General features: G+C 45.8%; 14 protein-coding genes. 3 read left to right on the plus strand and 11 right to left on the minus strand.

Translation table 11 applies throughout. From position 1 onward, the window contains the following. Nucleotides 1–4: 4 nt before the first annotated feature. Genes PEPTYR26121_RS03570 through PEPTYR26121_RS03580 form a run of 3 tightly spaced genes read right to left on the minus strand, consistent with a single transcriptional unit; the run spans nt 5 to nt 4,196 of the window. The gene (locus PEPTYR26121_RS03570) at nt 5–505 is read right to left on the minus strand and encodes an NUDIX hydrolase (RefSeq protein WP_180499309.1); all 501 of its coding nucleotides are present in this window, start codon (nt 503–505) and stop codon (nt 5–7) included. Beyond that, on the minus strand, nt 502–2,109 hold the full coding sequence (pyrG, locus tag PEPTYR26121_RS03575; protein ID WP_180499311.1) for a CTP synthase: 1,608 nt from the start codon (nt 2,107–2,109) through the stop codon (nt 502–504). The genes PEPTYR26121_RS03570 and pyrG overlap by 4 nt, the downstream gene beginning before the upstream one ends. Nucleotides 2,110–2,117: 8 nt before the next feature. Beyond that, on the minus strand, nt 2,118–4,196 hold the full coding sequence (locus PEPTYR26121_RS03580; protein WP_180499313.1) for a glutamine synthetase III domain-containing protein: 2,079 nt from the start codon (nt 4,194–4,196) through the stop codon (nt 2,118–2,120). 439 nt (nt 4,197–4,635) lie between these two features. Here PEPTYR26121_RS03580 and proS point away from each other — a divergent pair, with 439 nt between their 5' ends. Then, entirely contained in the window at nt 4,636–6,084 is a 1,449-nt protein-coding gene (gene proS / locus PEPTYR26121_RS03585) for a proline--tRNA ligase (protein WP_180499315.1), read from the plus strand. Nucleotides 6,085–6,109: 25 nt separating this feature from the next. On the opposite strand, the gene PEPTYR26121_RS03590 is transcribed toward proS, so the two are convergent. Continuing rightward, nucleotides 6,110–7,480 carry a hypothetical protein gene (locus PEPTYR26121_RS03590; protein ID WP_180499317.1) on the minus strand — a complete coding sequence of 457 codons (1,371 nt, stop codon included), beginning with the start codon at nt 7,478–7,480 and terminating at the stop codon, nt 6,110–6,112. Between the two features lie 120 nt (nt 7,481–7,600). Between PEPTYR26121_RS03590 and PEPTYR26121_RS03595 the strand changes: the two genes are divergently transcribed. Then, nucleotides 7,601–8,782, plus strand: coding sequence for a coenzyme F420-0:L-glutamate ligase (locus PEPTYR26121_RS03595; RefSeq protein ID WP_180499319.1), 1,182 nt, complete (start codon nt 7,601–7,603; stop codon nt 8,780–8,782). Between the two features lie 119 nt (nt 8,783–8,901). On the opposite strand, the gene PEPTYR26121_RS03600 is transcribed toward PEPTYR26121_RS03595, so the two are convergent. The 6 genes from PEPTYR26121_RS03600 to murJ form a co-directional block, all read right to left on the minus strand. Further along, complete coding sequence (locus tag PEPTYR26121_RS03600; RefSeq protein WP_180499321.1) at nt 8,902–9,207, minus strand: hypothetical protein; 306 nt, start codon at nt 9,205–9,207, stop codon at nt 8,902–8,904. A 185-nt stretch (nt 9,208–9,392) separates the two neighbouring features. Further along, the gene (locus PEPTYR26121_RS03605; RefSeq protein WP_180499323.1) at nt 9,393–10,526 is read right to left on the minus strand and encodes a helix-turn-helix domain-containing protein; all 1,134 of its coding nucleotides are present in this window, start codon (nt 10,524–10,526) and stop codon (nt 9,393–9,395) included. A 13-nt stretch (nt 10,527–10,539) separates the two neighbouring features. Further along, nucleotides 10,540–11,307: an ABC transporter permease gene (locus PEPTYR26121_RS03610; protein ID WP_180499325.1), complete on the minus strand. Its 768-nt coding sequence runs from the start codon at nt 11,305–11,307 to the stop codon at nt 10,540–10,542. Beyond that, complete coding sequence (locus PEPTYR26121_RS03615) at nt 11,304–12,218, minus strand: ABC transporter ATP-binding protein (RefSeq protein WP_180499327.1); 915 nt, start codon at nt 12,216–12,218, stop codon at nt 11,304–11,306. The genes PEPTYR26121_RS03610 and PEPTYR26121_RS03615 overlap by 4 nt, the downstream gene beginning before the upstream one ends. Continuing rightward, the gene (locus PEPTYR26121_RS03620) at nt 12,218–12,418 is read right to left on the minus strand and encodes a PLD nuclease N-terminal domain-containing protein (protein ID WP_180499329.1); all 201 of its coding nucleotides are present in this window, start codon (nt 12,416–12,418) and stop codon (nt 12,218–12,220) included. Before PEPTYR26121_RS03620 ends, PEPTYR26121_RS03615 begins: the two co-directional genes overlap by 1 nt. A 249-nt stretch (nt 12,419–12,667) precedes the next feature. Further along, nucleotides 12,668–14,233, minus strand: a complete 1,566-nt coding sequence (murJ, locus tag PEPTYR26121_RS03625) for a murein biosynthesis integral membrane protein MurJ (protein WP_180499331.1) — start codon at nt 14,231–14,233, stop codon at nt 12,668–12,670. Nucleotides 14,234–14,364: 131 nt separating this feature from the next. Between murJ and PEPTYR26121_RS03630 the strand changes: the two genes are divergently transcribed. After that, nucleotides 14,365–15,219, plus strand: a complete 855-nt coding sequence (locus tag PEPTYR26121_RS03630; RefSeq protein WP_180499333.1) for an N-acetylmuramoyl-L-alanine amidase family protein — start codon at nt 14,365–14,367, stop codon at nt 15,217–15,219. A gap of 42 nt (nt 15,220–15,261) precedes the next feature. Here PEPTYR26121_RS03630 and PEPTYR26121_RS03635 read toward each other — a convergent pair whose 3' ends face one another. Beyond that, nucleotides 15,262–16,917 carry a DUF1343 domain-containing protein gene (locus PEPTYR26121_RS03635; RefSeq protein WP_218956315.1) on the minus strand — a complete coding sequence of 552 codons (1,656 nt, stop codon included), beginning with the start codon at nt 16,915–16,917 and terminating at the stop codon, nt 15,262–15,264. Nucleotides 16,918–16,973: the final 56 nt, after the last annotated feature.

Below are 16,973 nucleotides of genomic sequence, written 5' to 3' on the forward strand. Positions count from 1 at the left end.
GAACCTATTTTTTTGCCCAATTTTCAAAAAAGTCGTCGTAATAAGCGAGTTTTGTCATGTTTTTTTCTTCGATCCAGCGGGGCAGTTGATCGGCGGTTAAAAAGATAAAGTCCTCCACTTCCTCGGGATCCATGACGATATCTTCTTCTTTGACGTCTTTTTCCACTTTATAAATATAGTAATGGGCGGGAAATTCGCTGATGACGCGATCCAGTTTCAGCTCTTCCCGAGTAAGGATGATTCCCATTTCCTCTTCCATTTCCCGGATCATGGCTTCCTCGGGCCCTTCCCCTTCCTGCACGCTTCCGCAGGCTGTGCAGGACCAAAAGCCCGGATAGTTTTTCTTTTTCTTGGATCGCTTCTGCAAGATGAAGTTCCCGTCCCCCGTGCGGAGCCACGCCTCCACGACGCGGTGGAAGCGGCCTTTCGGGATTCGCTCGCCCCGGTAGATGACCTCGCCTGTGGGCTTATCTTCTTCGTCGTATAGTTCCCAGCGCTCCCTCAACGGTCTCGACGCTCCATGGCGGCTTCTACAAAACCGTGGAATAGGGGATGGATATGGTTGGGGCGGGATTTAAATTCCGGATGGAACTGGCAGGCCACAAAGTAACCCGGCGTATCCAGCTCGATAATTTCCACGAGATCCAGATCGTCGTTAATGCCGACGATTTGAAGGCCCGCTTCTCGAAGCTTTCCTCTGTATTCGTTATTGAATTCGTAGCGGTGACGATGACGCTCTTGAATATGCTCTTCCCCGTAAAGTTCCCGGGCTTTGCTGCCTTCTTTTAAATGGCAGGGATAGTTGCCGAGACGTTGGGTGCCGCCCAAGCTTTCCACGCCGATTTGGGAATCCATAAGATCGATGACGGGATAGGGGGTGTTCACTTCAAATTCAGTGGAGTGAGCATCTCTAAGGCCTGCAAGGTTTCTCGCAATGTCGATGACGGCGATTTGCATGCCGAGGCAAATGCCGAAGTAGGGAATTTCATGCTCTCTCGCAAATTTCGATGCGCGCACCATTCCTTCCGCGCCGCGTTCGCCGAAGCCGCCGGGGACGAGAATGCCGTCCATTTTCTTAAGGATCTCTTCGGTTTTTGCATCGTCTGTAAGCTCTTCCGCATCCACATAATGAATGTTCACGAGGCGTCCCAGTTCGTAGCCCGCATCCAAAAGAGCTTGGGACACGGAAAGGTAGGCGTCGTGAAGTTGGATGTATTTCCCTACGATGGCCACATCTACGGCACCTTCCGCTTTTTTAAAGTGTTCCACCATGGAAACCCAATCGTCGGATTTGTTTTCTTTCGTTTCCAACTTCAGGTGATCCATAATGATCTCGTCGAGTTTTTGATCGCGGAACACATTGGGTAGTTCGTAGATTAAATCCACATGGCGGGATTCGATAACATTTTCTTTGGGGACGTCACAGAAGAGGGAAATTTTATTGCGAATGGACTCATCGATTTCCCCGTCGCTTCGCGTAATGATGATATCTGCCTTGATCCCTTGGCTCATTAATTGCTTAAAGCTGTGTTGTGTGGGCTTGGTCTTAAGCTCGTCGCTTCCCGGGATAGAGGGTATCAACACGGTGTGCACATAGAGCACGTCGTTTACCGCACTTTCCGAGTGGATTTGGCGAATGGCCTCGATAAATGGAAGGCCTTCAATATCCCCCACTGTGCCGCCGATTTCGGTGATAACCACATCGGCGTCTGTTTCTGTACCGGCTTTATAGACGGCCTTTTTTATTTCGTCGGTAATATGGGGAATAACCTGTACAGTGGCGCCGTCGTAATCGCCGCGACGCTCTTTTTTAATGACGCGGGAATATATTTTTCCCGTGGTAATGGAGGCGGATTTCGTAAGTTCTTCGTCGATAAAGCGCTCGTAATGTCCCAGGTCCAGGTCGGTTTCGGCGCCGTCGGCGGTAACGAAGACTTCCCCGTGTTGATAGGGACTCATAGTACCCGGGTCCACATTTAAGTAGGGGTCGAATTTTTGCATAAACACCTTAAAGCCTCTGTTTTTAAGCAAGCGGCCGATACTCGCCGCGCTGATGCCTTTGCCGATGCCTGAGACGACACCGCCGGTTACAAAAATATATTTTGTCATAATGCCTCCTAAACTAATCGTGTAAAAATATCTTCATAGGTGGGAATCGTCCAGTGCTTTCTGGAAACTCTCGCCTCTAATTCGTCGCAAATCTTTCGTATATGAGGGAATTGTGTGATGACCATTTCTTGGAAAAAGCGGGCGCGTTCATAACCTGTAAGGGTCTTGCCCTTGGCATAGGACGCCTTAAGCTTTTTATGACGTATTAGGAGCTCTTCAAATAAGATGTTTAAAGTTTCCAGGCGGTCTTTAAGGGCCGGATTGTCCAGCCGCTCCGTTACGTTTAATATGTCGCTAAGCTCCGCCACAACGGCAGGCTCTACATCTTTTGAGAGCATGGTCATGAGGGTGCGGGCCTCGAGGAAACGGTACACCGATACAGCTTCCATACCCACTTCGTAAATGGCCTCAGCTTCTTCTTCGCTAATGACGCCGTATTCGTCGAAAATCTTCATAAGCTCTTTGTCTTTGTAGACCTCAAGAGCTTCAAAGAAACTGTCGTAAATGGGAAGGCCGCGGCGCTTGGCTTCTTCTCGCCATTCACTGGCGTAGTTATCTTTACTGTAGAAGATGCGCTCGTGATCCCGCACAATTTCCGCCACAAGGCGATAGCCTTCTTTTCTCAGAGCTTCCTCGTCGTCTTGAAGGGGCTCCAGTCGCTCCGCCATTTTTCTCAGACTGTGGCCTAAGGCGGTGTTAATGACGATATTGGCATCGGCGCCTGTCATAGAGGAGCCTACCATGCGGAATTCAAATTTATTGCCCGTAAAGGCGAAGGGGCTTGTGCGGTTTCTGTCGCTTGAATCTCTCGGGGTGTAGCCCAAAGAGTTGATCTTAATGGCCTTGGGCTCTTCGATCTTTGCGTGGTATTCTTCGTGGGCGATGTCTTTTAATATTTCTTCCAGATCGTTTCCGAGGAACATGGAAATAATCGACGGCGGTGCCTCGAGGCCGCCCAGGCGATCGTCGTTACTCGGCCCGCCCGATGCCACGCGGAGCAGAGGCGCATAATCGTCTACGGCCTCGATCATGGCGGCTAAAAACAGGAGGAAGGTGATGTTTTCCTTGGGATCGTCTCCGGGATCAAAGACATTTTTCCCGTAATTGGTAGTGAGGGAGTAATTATCGTGCTTGCCGCTGCCATTCACGCCGGCAAAGGGCTTTTCATGTAAGAGGCAGGCCATGCCATGTTCCCCGGCGGTTTCTTTCAAGGTGCTCATAATGAGCTGATTGTAATCCACGGCGATATTGGCATTTTCGTAAAGGGCGACGATTTCAAACTGCCCCGGCGCCACTTCATTGTGCTCGGTTTTGGCGTAGATCCCGAGTTCCCAAAGCTTATGATTCACATCCTCATAAAAATCCATAACACGCCTCGGGATGCCGCCGAAGTAATGATCGCCGAGCTCCTGTCCTTTCGGCGCGCCCGCACCGATTAACGTGCGGCCGATGCTCTTTAAATCGCTCCGCTGTTCATACTGCTTGCGGTCGATAAGGAAAAATTCCTGCTCGAGGCCCACCTTCGGCTTCATGCGGTAGGTGTACTCTTCTTTTTCGAAGAGGTTCACTACCCGGGAGCCGTAATCACTTAAAAGCTTCATGGATTCGAGAAGGGGTCCTTTTTTATCCAGCTTGTCCCCGTTAAAGGACACAAAGATCGTGGGAATGTAGAGGATCCTGTCGATAATAAAGGAATTGGCCGTAGCGTCCCAATAGGTGTAACCACGGGCTTCGAAGGTGCTCCGCATGCCTCCTGTAGGAAAGCTGGAGCCATCGCTTTCGCCGCGAATAAGTTCCTTACCGCTGAAGCGATTAATGGGCTCGTATTTGTCCGTGCGATCCAAAAAAGAATCGTGTTTTTTCGCTGTCAGGCCGTTAAGGGGCTGAAACCAGTGGCAGTAGTGGGTAGCGCCTTTTTCCAGCGCCCATTCCTTCATGGCGTGGGCGATGGCGTCGGCGGTTTCCCTGTCAAGGGGCGCTTCGTTTCGAATGGCATTTTTCCACCGAAAGTAAATGGCGTGGGGCAGCCGCTCTCGCATCATCTGCTTGTTAAACGCCATTTCCCCAAAGCTTTTGTCTAGATCCATAATTCCTCCTATAAAACAAAAAATTGGTTCTCCCGAAAGACAACCAATATAAAAAACCTATAATCCCTCCCGCTGTGAGGGGTGTTTTCTTTTATAATAGTCAATACACTTTTTGATGTCAAGAATGAGAGCGTGATTTTACAAAGGAGAGCAAAATTTTGAAGTCCTTCTTGACAAGTTTTTTCCAACTTGTATAATGGATGTGTATTCTTAAGACGCTGAAGGAGAAAAGTACGTACCTCACCATGACAGGGAATCGAATCCACCGATTGAAAGGTTCGAGCATGGCACCCTACGGAATCCCGCTCCGGAGTCGCTCATAAACTGAGCCGTTCATCACGTTACGATGTTAAGAACATCTTTTGATGTTGAATTTGGGTGGTACCACGGTTTTTCGTCCCAGAAAAACCGTGGTTTTTTTATAGTCTAGGAGGATAAAATGGCTAAAGACAAAGAAAAATTTGTAAGAGAGATTACATCCCGCGACGACGATTTCGCACAATGGTACACCGACGTCGTCTTAAAGGCCGAAATGGCCGACTACGCACCGGTGCGCGGCTGCATGATCATCCGCCCCTACGGTTTCGCCGTTTGGGAAAGAATTAAAGAAGAGGCCGACCGCCGCTTTAAGGCTACGGGCCACACCAATGCCTACTTCCCCATGCTCATTCCCGAGCACTTACTTCAAAAAGAAGTGGATCACTTCGACGGCTTCGCTCCGGAAGTTCTTTGGGTAACCCACGGCGGCGACGAAGAATTGGCAGAACGCCTTATCGTACGTCCTACATCGGAAACCATCATCAACACCATGTACTCCAAATGGGTACAAACCTACCGCGACCTTCCCATTTTAATCAACCAATGGTGTTCCGTTTTCCGTTGGGAAAAGACGACCCGTCCCTTCTTAAGAACCGTCGAATTCTTATGGCAAGAGGGCCACACGGTTCACGAAACCTATGAAGACGCTCAAGAAGAAACTTTGAGAATGCACGAAATTTATCGCCAAGTTATCGAAGATGAAATGGCCGTTCCCGTTATCTTAGGTAAGAAGAGCGATTCCGAGCGTTTCGCAGGCGCCGACGCTACTTATACTTTGGAAGCCATGATGCACGACGGCAAAGCCCTTCAATCGGGTACGAGCCACAACTTGGGACAAAACTTCGCTAAAATGTTCGACATTCAGTTCCAAGACAGAGAAGGCAAACTCGCCACGGCATGGACCACGAGCTGGGGCATTTCTACCCGCTTAATCGGCGGTCTCATTATGGTCCACGGCGACGACCGCGGCATGGTTATGCCGCCCCACGTAGCGCCCACGCAAGTTATTATCGTTCCCATCGCCCTCCACAAGGAAGGTGTACAGGAAAAGGCGCAAGAACTTTACGATTCCCTAAACGGACGCTTTACCGTCAAGCTCGACGACCGGACAGAATACAGCCCGGGCTGGAAGTTCAACCAATGGGAGCTTAAAGGCGTGCCCCTACGTATCGAAATCGGACCGAAAGATATCGAAAAGAATCAAGTGGTCTTCGTCCGTCGGGATACCAACGAAAAGATCTTCGTTCCCATGGAAAACCTCGCCGATCAAGTGGACGAAATGCTGGAAACCATTCAAAAGGATATGTTCCAAGCGGCGAAAAAACGCATGGAAGAAAATACCTTTACGGTTAAAAACTTCGACGAATTCAAGGAAAGAATGGCCGCAGGCAATCCCTTCTTAAAAGGCATGTGGTGCGGCGACGAAGAATGCGAAGCCGAAATCAAAGACGAAACTACGGCTACCATTCGCTGCATCCCCTTCGACGATAAACAAGAAGAGATCGACACGGTCTGTGTTCACTGCGGAAAACCGGCAAAACACATGGTCTATTACGCAAAAGCATATTAAAAAAACAGGCTCTCGGGCCTGTTTTTTATTGCGATGACTTCCTTTGGCGATTAAATTCTTTCTCTTTTTTGTAGATCGCCCATTTATTGCCGAGACTTCCCCCGCTCTTTTTAAAGATTTCGGCGACGGCGGCTAAAAAGAAGCCGACGGCAATGTAGCGGAATGGCAGGAGACTTTGGGCGTAGCGGTCGAAGACGTAGGCGTAGGCGTACATGTACACCTGAAGGCCATAGGCGAAGAGGAGAAATACAACCTCCGCTACGGTGCGCCGTGCGATAATGGCGGCGGGAAGAGCGGCGAGAGCCAGATAAAAATCCACATGGCGGCCCCATTCGATGGCGCTTTTCGTGTGGGGAACCACCTCATCCCAGTAGAAGGTCTTGTAGAGCATGCTCTTAGGCTTCAAATAAAGATAGCTTCTGATCATGGACTCCCGGTCATTCTTCCACCAATACTTCATGCGGGCACGGGCCTTGGCCTCGTCGGTGCGCATAAAAATATAGCGTTTATGTTTTTCCGAAAAGTTCCCATTCTCATCTCGCAAGTTCTCATATTTTTCCTCTACCGCCTGAATAAGCTGATCCCTATTAAAGGCTTCTTCATCTTCCGGGTAACCTTCCCCTTGATAAGTGCCGAGGAGAAGGGGATTGCCGATGCCGTAAGTAGCGGGAATAAATTCTTTAAAATGATAATAGTTTCGCACCGACCAGGGAACGACAAAGCAGGATATTAAGAACAAGCTTAAAAAGCATTGGCCGTAGAGCCTGGCGCTCGGGTATTTCTTCGCCCATAAATAGGGAATGGGCAGAATAAAGTAAACGGAGGCGTGGGCTTTCAGCATAAAGGCCAAAAAGGCTGCGGAAAACACCATAAAGTAACTCGCCCAATCTTGATTTTCTCCCAGACGGAAAAGGCTGTATAGATAAAAACAGGTAAGGAACAAAAAGGGCGTCTCCGTCAAAATTAAATTATCCTGCCAGGCGAAGTCCGGCGTAAAAAACAAAAGCATGGGAACAATAGCCGCCCATTTCGGTGCCTTTAAATCGATAGCGAGATAAGTAAACCATGCTGCCAAAGAGCCTAAAAGACACCAAAAGAGCTTTAATCCCAGCCACATACCGTAGCCTTCCCCTAAAAGTGCCACGAAACCTCCTATTAAGACGGGAAGCCCCGGCATGATCTGGGCGCTGATAACGCCGTGCATGGTAATGGCTCCCGTATGATAAAAGGTTATCCCGGCTTTAATGTAACTTGCGTCGTCGCTTTGAAGTCCGTAGTCCGCTCCTAAGCGAGACATCATAAAAAGCCGCTCGAAAAAAAGAAGCCACAATATAATAAGGGCGAGCCAATGCTCTTCGAAAAATCCTTTTTTCCTATTTGGGAAAACTTTTCCCATTTACTTCACCTCCTCGTGGGTTTTTCTGTATTTTATGCTATTTATAATACCACCTTTTGGGAAAATATGATAGAATAGGAAGGTAGTTTTAACTTCAGTATGAAAGAGGCGATACAGAACATGAAGCGTTATATTGGAACAACGACCCGAGGTATTCGACTCCCCATCGTCAAAAAAGGTGACGATTTAGTGGAGGTCGTCTTCGATTCGGTCAAAAATGCCATCGAATCCGAAAATATCACAGTACATGACAAAGATGTTATCTGCATTACGGAATCTTTGCTCGCCCGCAGCCAAGGCAATTACGCCACCTGCGACGATATTGCAAAAAATGTCGCCGATAAATTCGACGATTCCTTCGGCGTCGTTTTTCCGATCCTCTCCAGAAACCGCTTTTCCACTGTCTTAAAAGGTCTGGCTAAGAGCGGAAGAAAGCTCCATATTCTCCTGAGTTTCCCCTCCGACGAGGTAGGAAACCATTTAATGGATGAAAACAAACTTTACGGCACGGGCATTAATCCCTACCGCGACGTGATCACCGAGGCGGAATACCGCGAATACTTCGGTGAAGAAGTAAAACACGAATTCACAGGCATCGATTATGTAAAACTTTACAAAGAAATCGCGCCCAATAGTGAAATTTACTTCTCCAACGATCCCCGCGCCATTCTCTCCTACACGAAAGATGTGCTCGTAGCGAGCATTCACACCCGTGAAGCTATTAAGCGGGAACTTAAGGATAACGGCGCCAATCTCGTCTACGGTCTAGACGATATTTTGGCGGAACCCACCGACGCTCACGGATACAATGAAGCGTACGGCCTTCTCGGCAGCAATATGTCCGGCCCCGAATCCATTAAGCTCTTCCCCCGCGACGGCAAGCCTTTCGTCGACGCCGTTCAAAAGCGTTTAAACGAATACTTCGACAATCATTTCGAAGTTATGATCTACGGCGACGGCGCTTTTAAAGATCCCATCGGAAAAATTTGGGAACTGGCGGATCCGGTGGTCTCCCCGGCCTACACCGACGGATTGAAAGGCACACCCAGTGAACTTAAGATGAAGTATCTCGCCGATACGGAACTTAAAGATTTAAGCACGGAAGAAATGGAAAAGGTCCTCATCGATCGCATCCACGAAAAAGATGTGGATCTCCTCGGAAAAGACGAAACCTTGGGCACCACTCCGAGACGTCTTACCGACCTTTTAGGTTCTCTCGCCGATTTAACCTCCGGCAGCGGCGACAAGGGCACGCCCGTCGTCATGGTACAAGGTTATTTCGACAATTACGCCGACAACTAATTCCAACTGAATAAGAGAAACCGCGGAACATCCGCGGTTTTTTCTTAAAGTATCGCTTCTATTACCTCCCTACGGGGAGGTTTTTTTGTTCCATGAAAAAACCCGCCATAGGGCGGGTCTTAATATTCCATTTCGGCGTTAGCGACGAAGAGCCGCGTATAGCCTAAAAAGCGTTCGCAGTCGATTCGAATCGTATCGCTGTCCACATTGGTGTAATAGGGAAAGTACACGTCGATTCCCTCGTAAACCTGCTTTTTATAAATATCCTGTTCCTTCTTCGGCTCACCCTTGGAGACGGATTCGTTAATCACGCCAGGAAAGCCGCAACAGGGCTGCTCTAAAGTGTCCACGGAAATGGCATGAATTTTTTTCTTCTTTAGATAGGCCAGTGCTTTTTCACTTACCTCAACTTTGGTTCCTTGCATGGTCTTCTCCCTCACATCATAGTTTTCACTTCGCCTAATAAATACCCTTATATTTATAGAGTAGTTATCGAAAACAGGATAACTTATTTTGGAATATTTTTATGCTCTTAAGTAAGGGCCATCTCCCATAGTGTAAGTTGCTAAAAATACGGATTTTGTTCATATTGTAAATAAAAGAGAGGAGATTATAATTTGATACTATAGTCTACCATTTCGCGATAGCCTTTATTAGTATCGAACTTCCTAAGTAAATTCTTGATTTTTTCTTGTGCAATAATTTCCTTAAAGCCCATATTGTCAGTTACTGCGAATAAATAAGAGCGAGCAATCATATCATCACTTCTAGTTGGATTCGTGGATAATAATAAATTTTCATCAAGCCAATCATCTATTTGATTAAAGAACTCATCGCCTCTTATTTTAAAGGATTTTTCCTTGCTCTCTATTAGTAGGTTGAGTAATTTTTCTACATATTGACTAGCGAGTTTCAAGTTATTATCTTCAATATAATGAGTTGCCAAGGATAAATAGAAGTTTAAAACGATAGAAATATTTATTTCAATAAGATTAAAAGTTTCTAATAAATCCTCTACTCTCTCCAATGTTTCGACCCAATCGTCATCATGCAAACTACTCTTCATCATAAGAAGGGTGATTAAATCAATTATGTTCTTATAAATCATTACTTGAAGTTTTTGATCTACTTCATTTTCCTTCTTCGTTTTTAAATAAGCTGAAGCCACTAAACAATCTTTTGATATAGATAGCATGTCCGAAGATGGCAAAATATTTAATGCTTCTTCTGGTTTTCCTAAACTAATTAAACAGGCTGCCCTCAAGCTCAATGATTGTTCTTTTAGTATAGGATCTTTAGAATGCTCGCACACTCTTTTTAGTATATTATTTGCGTATTCTAGATATTCTTCTTTCTTGGTAGTGTCAGTTGCTAAACCACAATGGTTCAAAATAAACAAGGCCATGTAGTAAAGAAGTTCAAAGCAAGAATAGTATTGTTTTATTTTGATTTTTATATCTTCCACTATACTATCCATACCTGTATCCGGGACACGACTCTCTAAGTCTATATAAAATTTTTGAATTTGAGATGAAGATAAATCTGGGTCATATCCTATTAATTCATCCACACTTATATTAAAGAAAGTGGCAAGTTTTGGTAGAAGTAAAATATCTGGATAACTTTGACCTGTCTCCCATTTTGATACGGAAGCCTTTGTTACCATCATGAATTCTGCTAATTCTTCCTGAGTTATGCCTCTTTCTTTTCGCTTCTGAAGAATATTTTCTCCAATTTTTAGCATGATATTTTACCTCCTAACTGATTTGCTTTTTATTTATTACAGCAATCGAAATTACGATACACAGTATAAGCAAAATACTTCCTGTAATAATCGGTACATAATAGTCATCATATCCAATTCCTTTAATAAGGTTCACAGGCTTTCCTATTAATGCAATCGGCATGTATTTAACAATTTCATCTCGAATAGATAATACAAGTTGAATCACAATCCCAGCAGTCGTTAATATTAATGTACCTATAACATTTCCTGAAATCACTCCAGCTAATATCTCTAACGATATTAAAAATAGACCAAATATAAAAGGAAGCAAGGCTGCCATAAGTATATTTCTAATAGGAAATGAAATTCCGAAAAAGTACTTTGTGTAAAAATAAGTGAGTATAAATGAGCATATGTAAGCCAAAAACCACAAAATGAAATTGTAAAAAATCTTCGATAGCACAACTTGATACCTTGGCAGTCCCTTAGATAACAAGTTGATCAAGGTTCCCTTTTGGAATTCATTTGCCATTTGAGTACTTAATATAATGGCTAATCCAAACATACCTATCTGACTAATATTTTTAAAGAATTGTGTCCAAGAATCAATTTCTGATGGTGGTGCTACGTTAATATCTATATTTCCTGTCGCTATGGATTGAAGTATCATGGGAGTTAATTTAGCTGTCAAAGGACTTATTAACCCGATGAACAAGAACAGGATAAAGGTAGAAGTCATTTTTTTAGTCCTTGTACCTTCAATAGCTTCTTTCTTTAAAAGAGATAAAAATATCCTCATGCTTTCGTCACCTCCAGAAAAATATTTTCTAATGTAGGTTCTTCTATTTTTATTTCTAGAGGAAATATGTTTAACTTATATAGCTCATATAAAATATCAATATCTTTTAGTTGATTCTCTTCGTCTGTTAAGTATAGAGTATCTCCTTTTTCATTCGTTGCCAGATTTGAAAATTTATCTAGTGACTTAAATGACTTTAGTTCTTTGTCCGACTTAAACCTGATTTTAATTGTGTTTTTCCTCTTTATATTTTTTAGTTCATCTATCGAACCTTCCAGTACATTTTCCCCTTTATCAAGCACCACAACATGATCACAAATCGCTTCGACATCCGATAAAATATGTGTTGAAAAAATAACGGTTGTAGAGTCTTTTATCTTTAATATGATGTCTAATATCTCTTTTCTTCCAAGTGGATCTAGGGCAGAAGTAGGTTCATCACATATTAATAATTTGGGACTATTTAACAACGCTTGGGCAATACCCAAGCGTTGTTTCATGCCTCTAGAATAGCCGCTAATTCTTTTATTGACATCTCTTAACCCCACCAGTTCTAAAAGTTCCTCGCTCTTCTTTTTAATCTTATTTTTGCTAAGACCAGTTATATATCCACATAAATTAAGATATTCTCTAGCAGTCATATAACCGTAAAATTCAGGGACATCTGGAAGGTACCCGATAAATCGATTAGTTTTTGACTGACCAAAGCTTACTCTTTCCCCAAAGACTTCAATAGAACCTTCATCCATTTTCAAAAATCCTAAAATCATTTTCATTGTTGTAGTTTTTCCAGCGCCATTTTTGCCTAAAAACCCAAAGATTGTGTTTTCAGGAATCGACATGGATAATCCATTAATAATCGTATTTTTACCAAAAGATTTATGAAGATTGTCAATTTTAAGCGCTTCCATTATTCGTCCTCCCTACCTATTGTTAAGTATAAGATAGGTCCAATAATTTGGATAAAAATAACAATTAAAACCCACATGGTCCTACTGCCAAATTTATATCTATCGTGTTTTAAAACATGTCTTAAAGAATAAATCATAAGTCCAACTTCTAAAATAATAATAGGTATAAGTATCGGCAGATATTCTCTAACAATATCCATAATAATCCCTCCTTGATTTTATATCTTATGGGTTTACTCAATATATCGTCAAGAAACCTTCAAGAAACATAACTTACTCAAGTTAACCACAGAGAAACTCAACTTTCTATGATTTATGTGAACATCTATTTTCACCAACATCATATAAAAATGACCCTTGAGATTTAAAATCTCAGGGGTCATTTTTGTCGATTCTTTCTTAGTTTTTTATTATTTTTGCTTCTTCTTCTTGCAAACGCGGAGTCCAATTTAAGCGCGGGCGCGTTTCCGTTTGGCCCAGCGAATTTGAAGAATCTTTTTAATATCCCTGGCTTCTTTCAGGCCTAAGAGGTCGAGAATCACGAAGTAAAGGATAGAAGAAAGGCCTACGGTTACGAGGAAGAGTACGAGCTGCAACACGCGATTGGCGCCGATAAAGCTCAGGCCTGTAAAGTAGAGGAAGTAGGCGAAGACGCCCATAACACTTGCGGCCATAAGGGTCTTGACGGTGATCTTAACGTAGCTTCTCATGCCGATATGGCCGATTTTGCGTCTTAAGAGTGTAAAGGAAACCCAGGTTACCACCGTTTGGGCAATGGAGACGGAAAGAGCCAGGCCGTTAATGCCCATGGTGCGGACGAGGATAAGATTACATCCTACATTAAAGAGCACATTGACGATACCGAGATAAAAGGGCGTCTTCGTATCTTCCAAACTGTAGAACACGCGGTTTTGCACATTGTTCACGGAAATGGACACGAGGGCCAGTGTATAGAATCTGAGGCAAATAGCCGTGGCATCGGCGTCGGCTTGTGTAAAGGCGCCGCGCATAAAGGCGAGCTCCACAATGGGCTGAGCCAATACGATGAGCCCTACCATGGCGGGAATGGTAATGAGGAGCACGGAGCGAACGGAGCCGTTCATAATGCGCTTGCCTTTTTCCATTTCCCCTTCGTCGAAGGCCTTGCTCATGGCCGGGTAAATAACCGATGTTATGGCGGTAATGAAAATACCGATGACGAGGACATTTAATTTATTGGCGTAGTCCAGGCGACTCATGGAACCGGAAGCCAGGCCCGATGCCAGCGCGCGGTTTACTAATGTATTAATATTATTGACGCTGACCGTAATAATGGCCGGGATGGCGAGTAATAAAGTCTGCCGCGTATGCTGGTCTTTTAAATCGAGGATCGGCTGGAAGCGATAACCCACCTTGACGGAGCCGTAGAGTACGGCGATAAATTCCGCCACTACCGCCACTACGGATACGATGGTAAGGCCGTAAATACCCCCGCTCGAAGAAAATACGGCGAGGTAAACGAGATAGACCAGGTTCAGCCAAATGGGCACGGAGGCCGCAATGCCGAAGCGATTATGAAAGTGTAAATAGCCCGTAAAAATCCCCTCATAGGCGGAGAACAGGATGACGGGCATACCCAACTGAATCAACTGCACGGTCAGCGCCTTAGTGCGGGCGTCGAATCTGGGGCCCACGAGCATGGTGAGGAGCGGCGCCCCGACGATTCCGAGAATCATAATAAGTGCTGTAAGAAGACTTACGATCACGAAGATATTATTTGTAAATTTATGTTTTCCCTCTTCCCCGTGGCGGGAAAATACGGATTGCAGACCGGGAATAAATACGGTACTGATGCCCATGACGATGTACATACTCACCGTCGATGTTGCCGATTGGGCGGCGACGAACGCGTCTTTTTCAAAACCCGCCCCGAATATGGCGGCCACCATAGATTCTCGAACGAAGCCCATCATCTTCCCGATAAGGGAAAATAAAATAATGAGCACCGTCGATTTGGCGATGGATGTCTTTTTCATAGAGCCCTCCTTACAAACTTACATTATACCAAATGAAGTCCGTTCGATTTCAAGGTTTTCGTTAAGAAAACCAATTTCTATAAAGATTCCTTGTGAAATATATGGTAGAATCGAAATAATAGGAGGATCTTATGAAACGCTTTCTACTTATTTCCATCGTTTTGCTCGCTTTAACAGGCGTCGGGCTGAAACTTTACGCCCGCCACACGGAAACCGAAAATAATTTGGTCGCTCAAAAAGAAGAGACCCGCCGAGAAATTGAGGAAGAGCCGGAGATTCCCGCACCTGAACCGGAGGAAGAGCCGGAACCCGAGGTAGCGGAGCCGGAACCTGCCGCGGAAAACACGCCGCCTGCAAACGGCCCCCTGATCTGCTTGGACGCCGGCCACCAGGAAAAGGGCAATGGGGATCCGGAAACTATCGCCCCTTCATCGACCAAAACCAAGCCGAAAGTCGCCTCTGGCACGCGAGGCGTGGCCACGGGAATCGATGAATACGTCTTTACCCTTCGCTTTTCCATGATCCTGAAAGACAAGCTGGAGGCGGCGGGCTATCGCGTAGGCATGGTCAGGGACCGACACGATGTGGACATTTCTAATCAGGAACGGGCGCAGATCGCCAATAATATGGGGGCCGATCTCTACCTCAGGATCCACGCCAACGGCATCGGGGATTCTTCCGTAAAAGGCATCGAAACCTACTACCCTTCCCCGAATAACCCGGACATCGGCCATCTTTCCGCCCCGTCTGAAAAACTTTCCCAATTGATCTTACATGAAATGGCAAATGCCACCGGCGCCAGGGCCCGGGGCGCTATCGCCCGAGACGATTTAACGGGCACGAATTTCGCTACCATGCCCAGCTGCTTAATCGAATGCGGCTATATGTCCAATCCGGAAGAAGATCGCCTCTTAAACGACGACGCCTACCTGAACAAAATGGCCGACGGCATCGTACAGGCGCTGAATCTTTATTATCAATCGTAAAAAAAGACCTTTCGAGCCAATTTCCGCTCGAAAGGTCTTTTTTTATTTGTAGAGTAAATAGGCTTGTCGCTGTGTTTTAAATAAATTCACATCTTTTTCGTATGCCTTTACGATCTCTTCCGGGGATTTCCGCGCTCTGAAGAGGTTCGCCATTTGTTCCGATCCTTGGATCAGATAGAACATAGAATAGGGTCTTTTACACTCCGGAACATTGATGGGGCGCATTTGATTGGCCACCGCCAGTGTGTAAACTCCCGTACGGGCCGGATTAAAGCTGCGCCAGTCCGTAACCTTTACCCGCACGCCGCCGCGATTCCCTTTGGGCGCCGGGACGAAACGCACGCCGGGAAGGCCCGATGCGTTTAAGCGTCTCGCGTATTCATTGGAGTTTAAGTTTTTGCCGCCGACCCAGTGGAAATACTCGCTTTGGCCGATGCCCGTCTGCTCCCCGCTTCCCGTGGCCATGTACAAAAAGGCGCTTTCAAGATTGGGGATATTCGGGCTGGTTTGAGCAAAGGGCAGGCCCGTGTCTTGCCACACCATGTTGCGGGTCCAGTTTTTCATGGTAACGACGGTGAGATCAGCGCCGATTTCCCGATTGAAGAACTGCCCCAGTTCGCCGACGGTCATGCCGTGGGCCATGGGCATTTTGTCGATGCCTACGAAGCTTTTAAACCGGGTTTCCCTTAAAAAGCCCTCCACAATGGTGCCGCCCAGAGGATTGGGGCGGTCCAGAACGACGATGGGGATGTTATTTTCCTTCGCCGCCACCATGGCGTTTTGCAGTGTGGAGATATAGGTGTAGGTTCGGGAGCCGATATCCTGCATGTCGAAGAGGAGTATGTCCACGTTTTGAAGCATTTCCCTCGAAGGTTTCCGAGTCGGCCCGTAAAGGCTGTAGACGGGAAGATTCATCTTTTTGTCGAAGTAGCTCTTCACATATTTCCCCGCCGGCTGCTTGCCGTCGAGGCCGTGTTCCGGGCTATAGAGGGCCACGAGTTTGGTATTGGGGTAGGCCTTAAGTTTTTCCGCTACGGGCACGCCACTCGCGTCGACTCCGGTTTGATTGGTAATCAGACCCACGCGTTTGCCGTCGATGAGATTTGCGTATTCCGTAAAGAGTCGCTCGTTTCCGAGGACGACGCGGCCTTTAATTTCCGGCGCTTTCGGTGTGTCGGGTGTCGGTGCGACCGGGGTCTGTCCTTCGGACTTCGAGGAGGTGGTGATCAGGGCCTCGTTTTTGCTGCGATCGTAATCGACGCTGAAGCCCAGTATTTCGCCCATGCTCCGAAGTTGGAAGTAGTTAAATCCGCGAATATTGTAAGTTTCCTCTATAATATCCACCGGATTTTCGCCTTTTACGCGAATGTTCATGGTCTTCGGTATGGCTCTTTCTCGCTCGCCGCCGATATTGTCGCCTTTAAAGCTTTTGTAACGGCCGTTTCTGTCCATGGTAATGGTCTTGCTGTCTCCCGTCACGGAAAAATCGACCTTACCTTCCAAAGCTTTGGCCAGATCCCGCAGGCGGTAGTAATTATAACCCTCGATATTATATCCTCGCACATCGGTAAGTTCGCCGTCTACGCGAAGTTTTTGAGGGCTCTTAATGCCTTGGGCGCTTTTCGCTTCCGAAAAATTGGGGAAAAAAGCCAGGCAAAAAACAAGTATAAGTATCCAAAATTGCTTTAATGGTTTCATCGTCCACTCCTTTCGTCCCTATTATAAAATGAAGACGAGAAAAAATCTTTTATTCC

Origin of the sequence: Aedoeadaptatus nemausensis, assembly GCF_903819165.1 — a bacterium.
GTDB classification, from domain to species: domain Bacteria; phylum Bacillota; class Clostridia; order Tissierellales; family Peptoniphilaceae; genus Aedoeadaptatus; species Aedoeadaptatus nemausensis.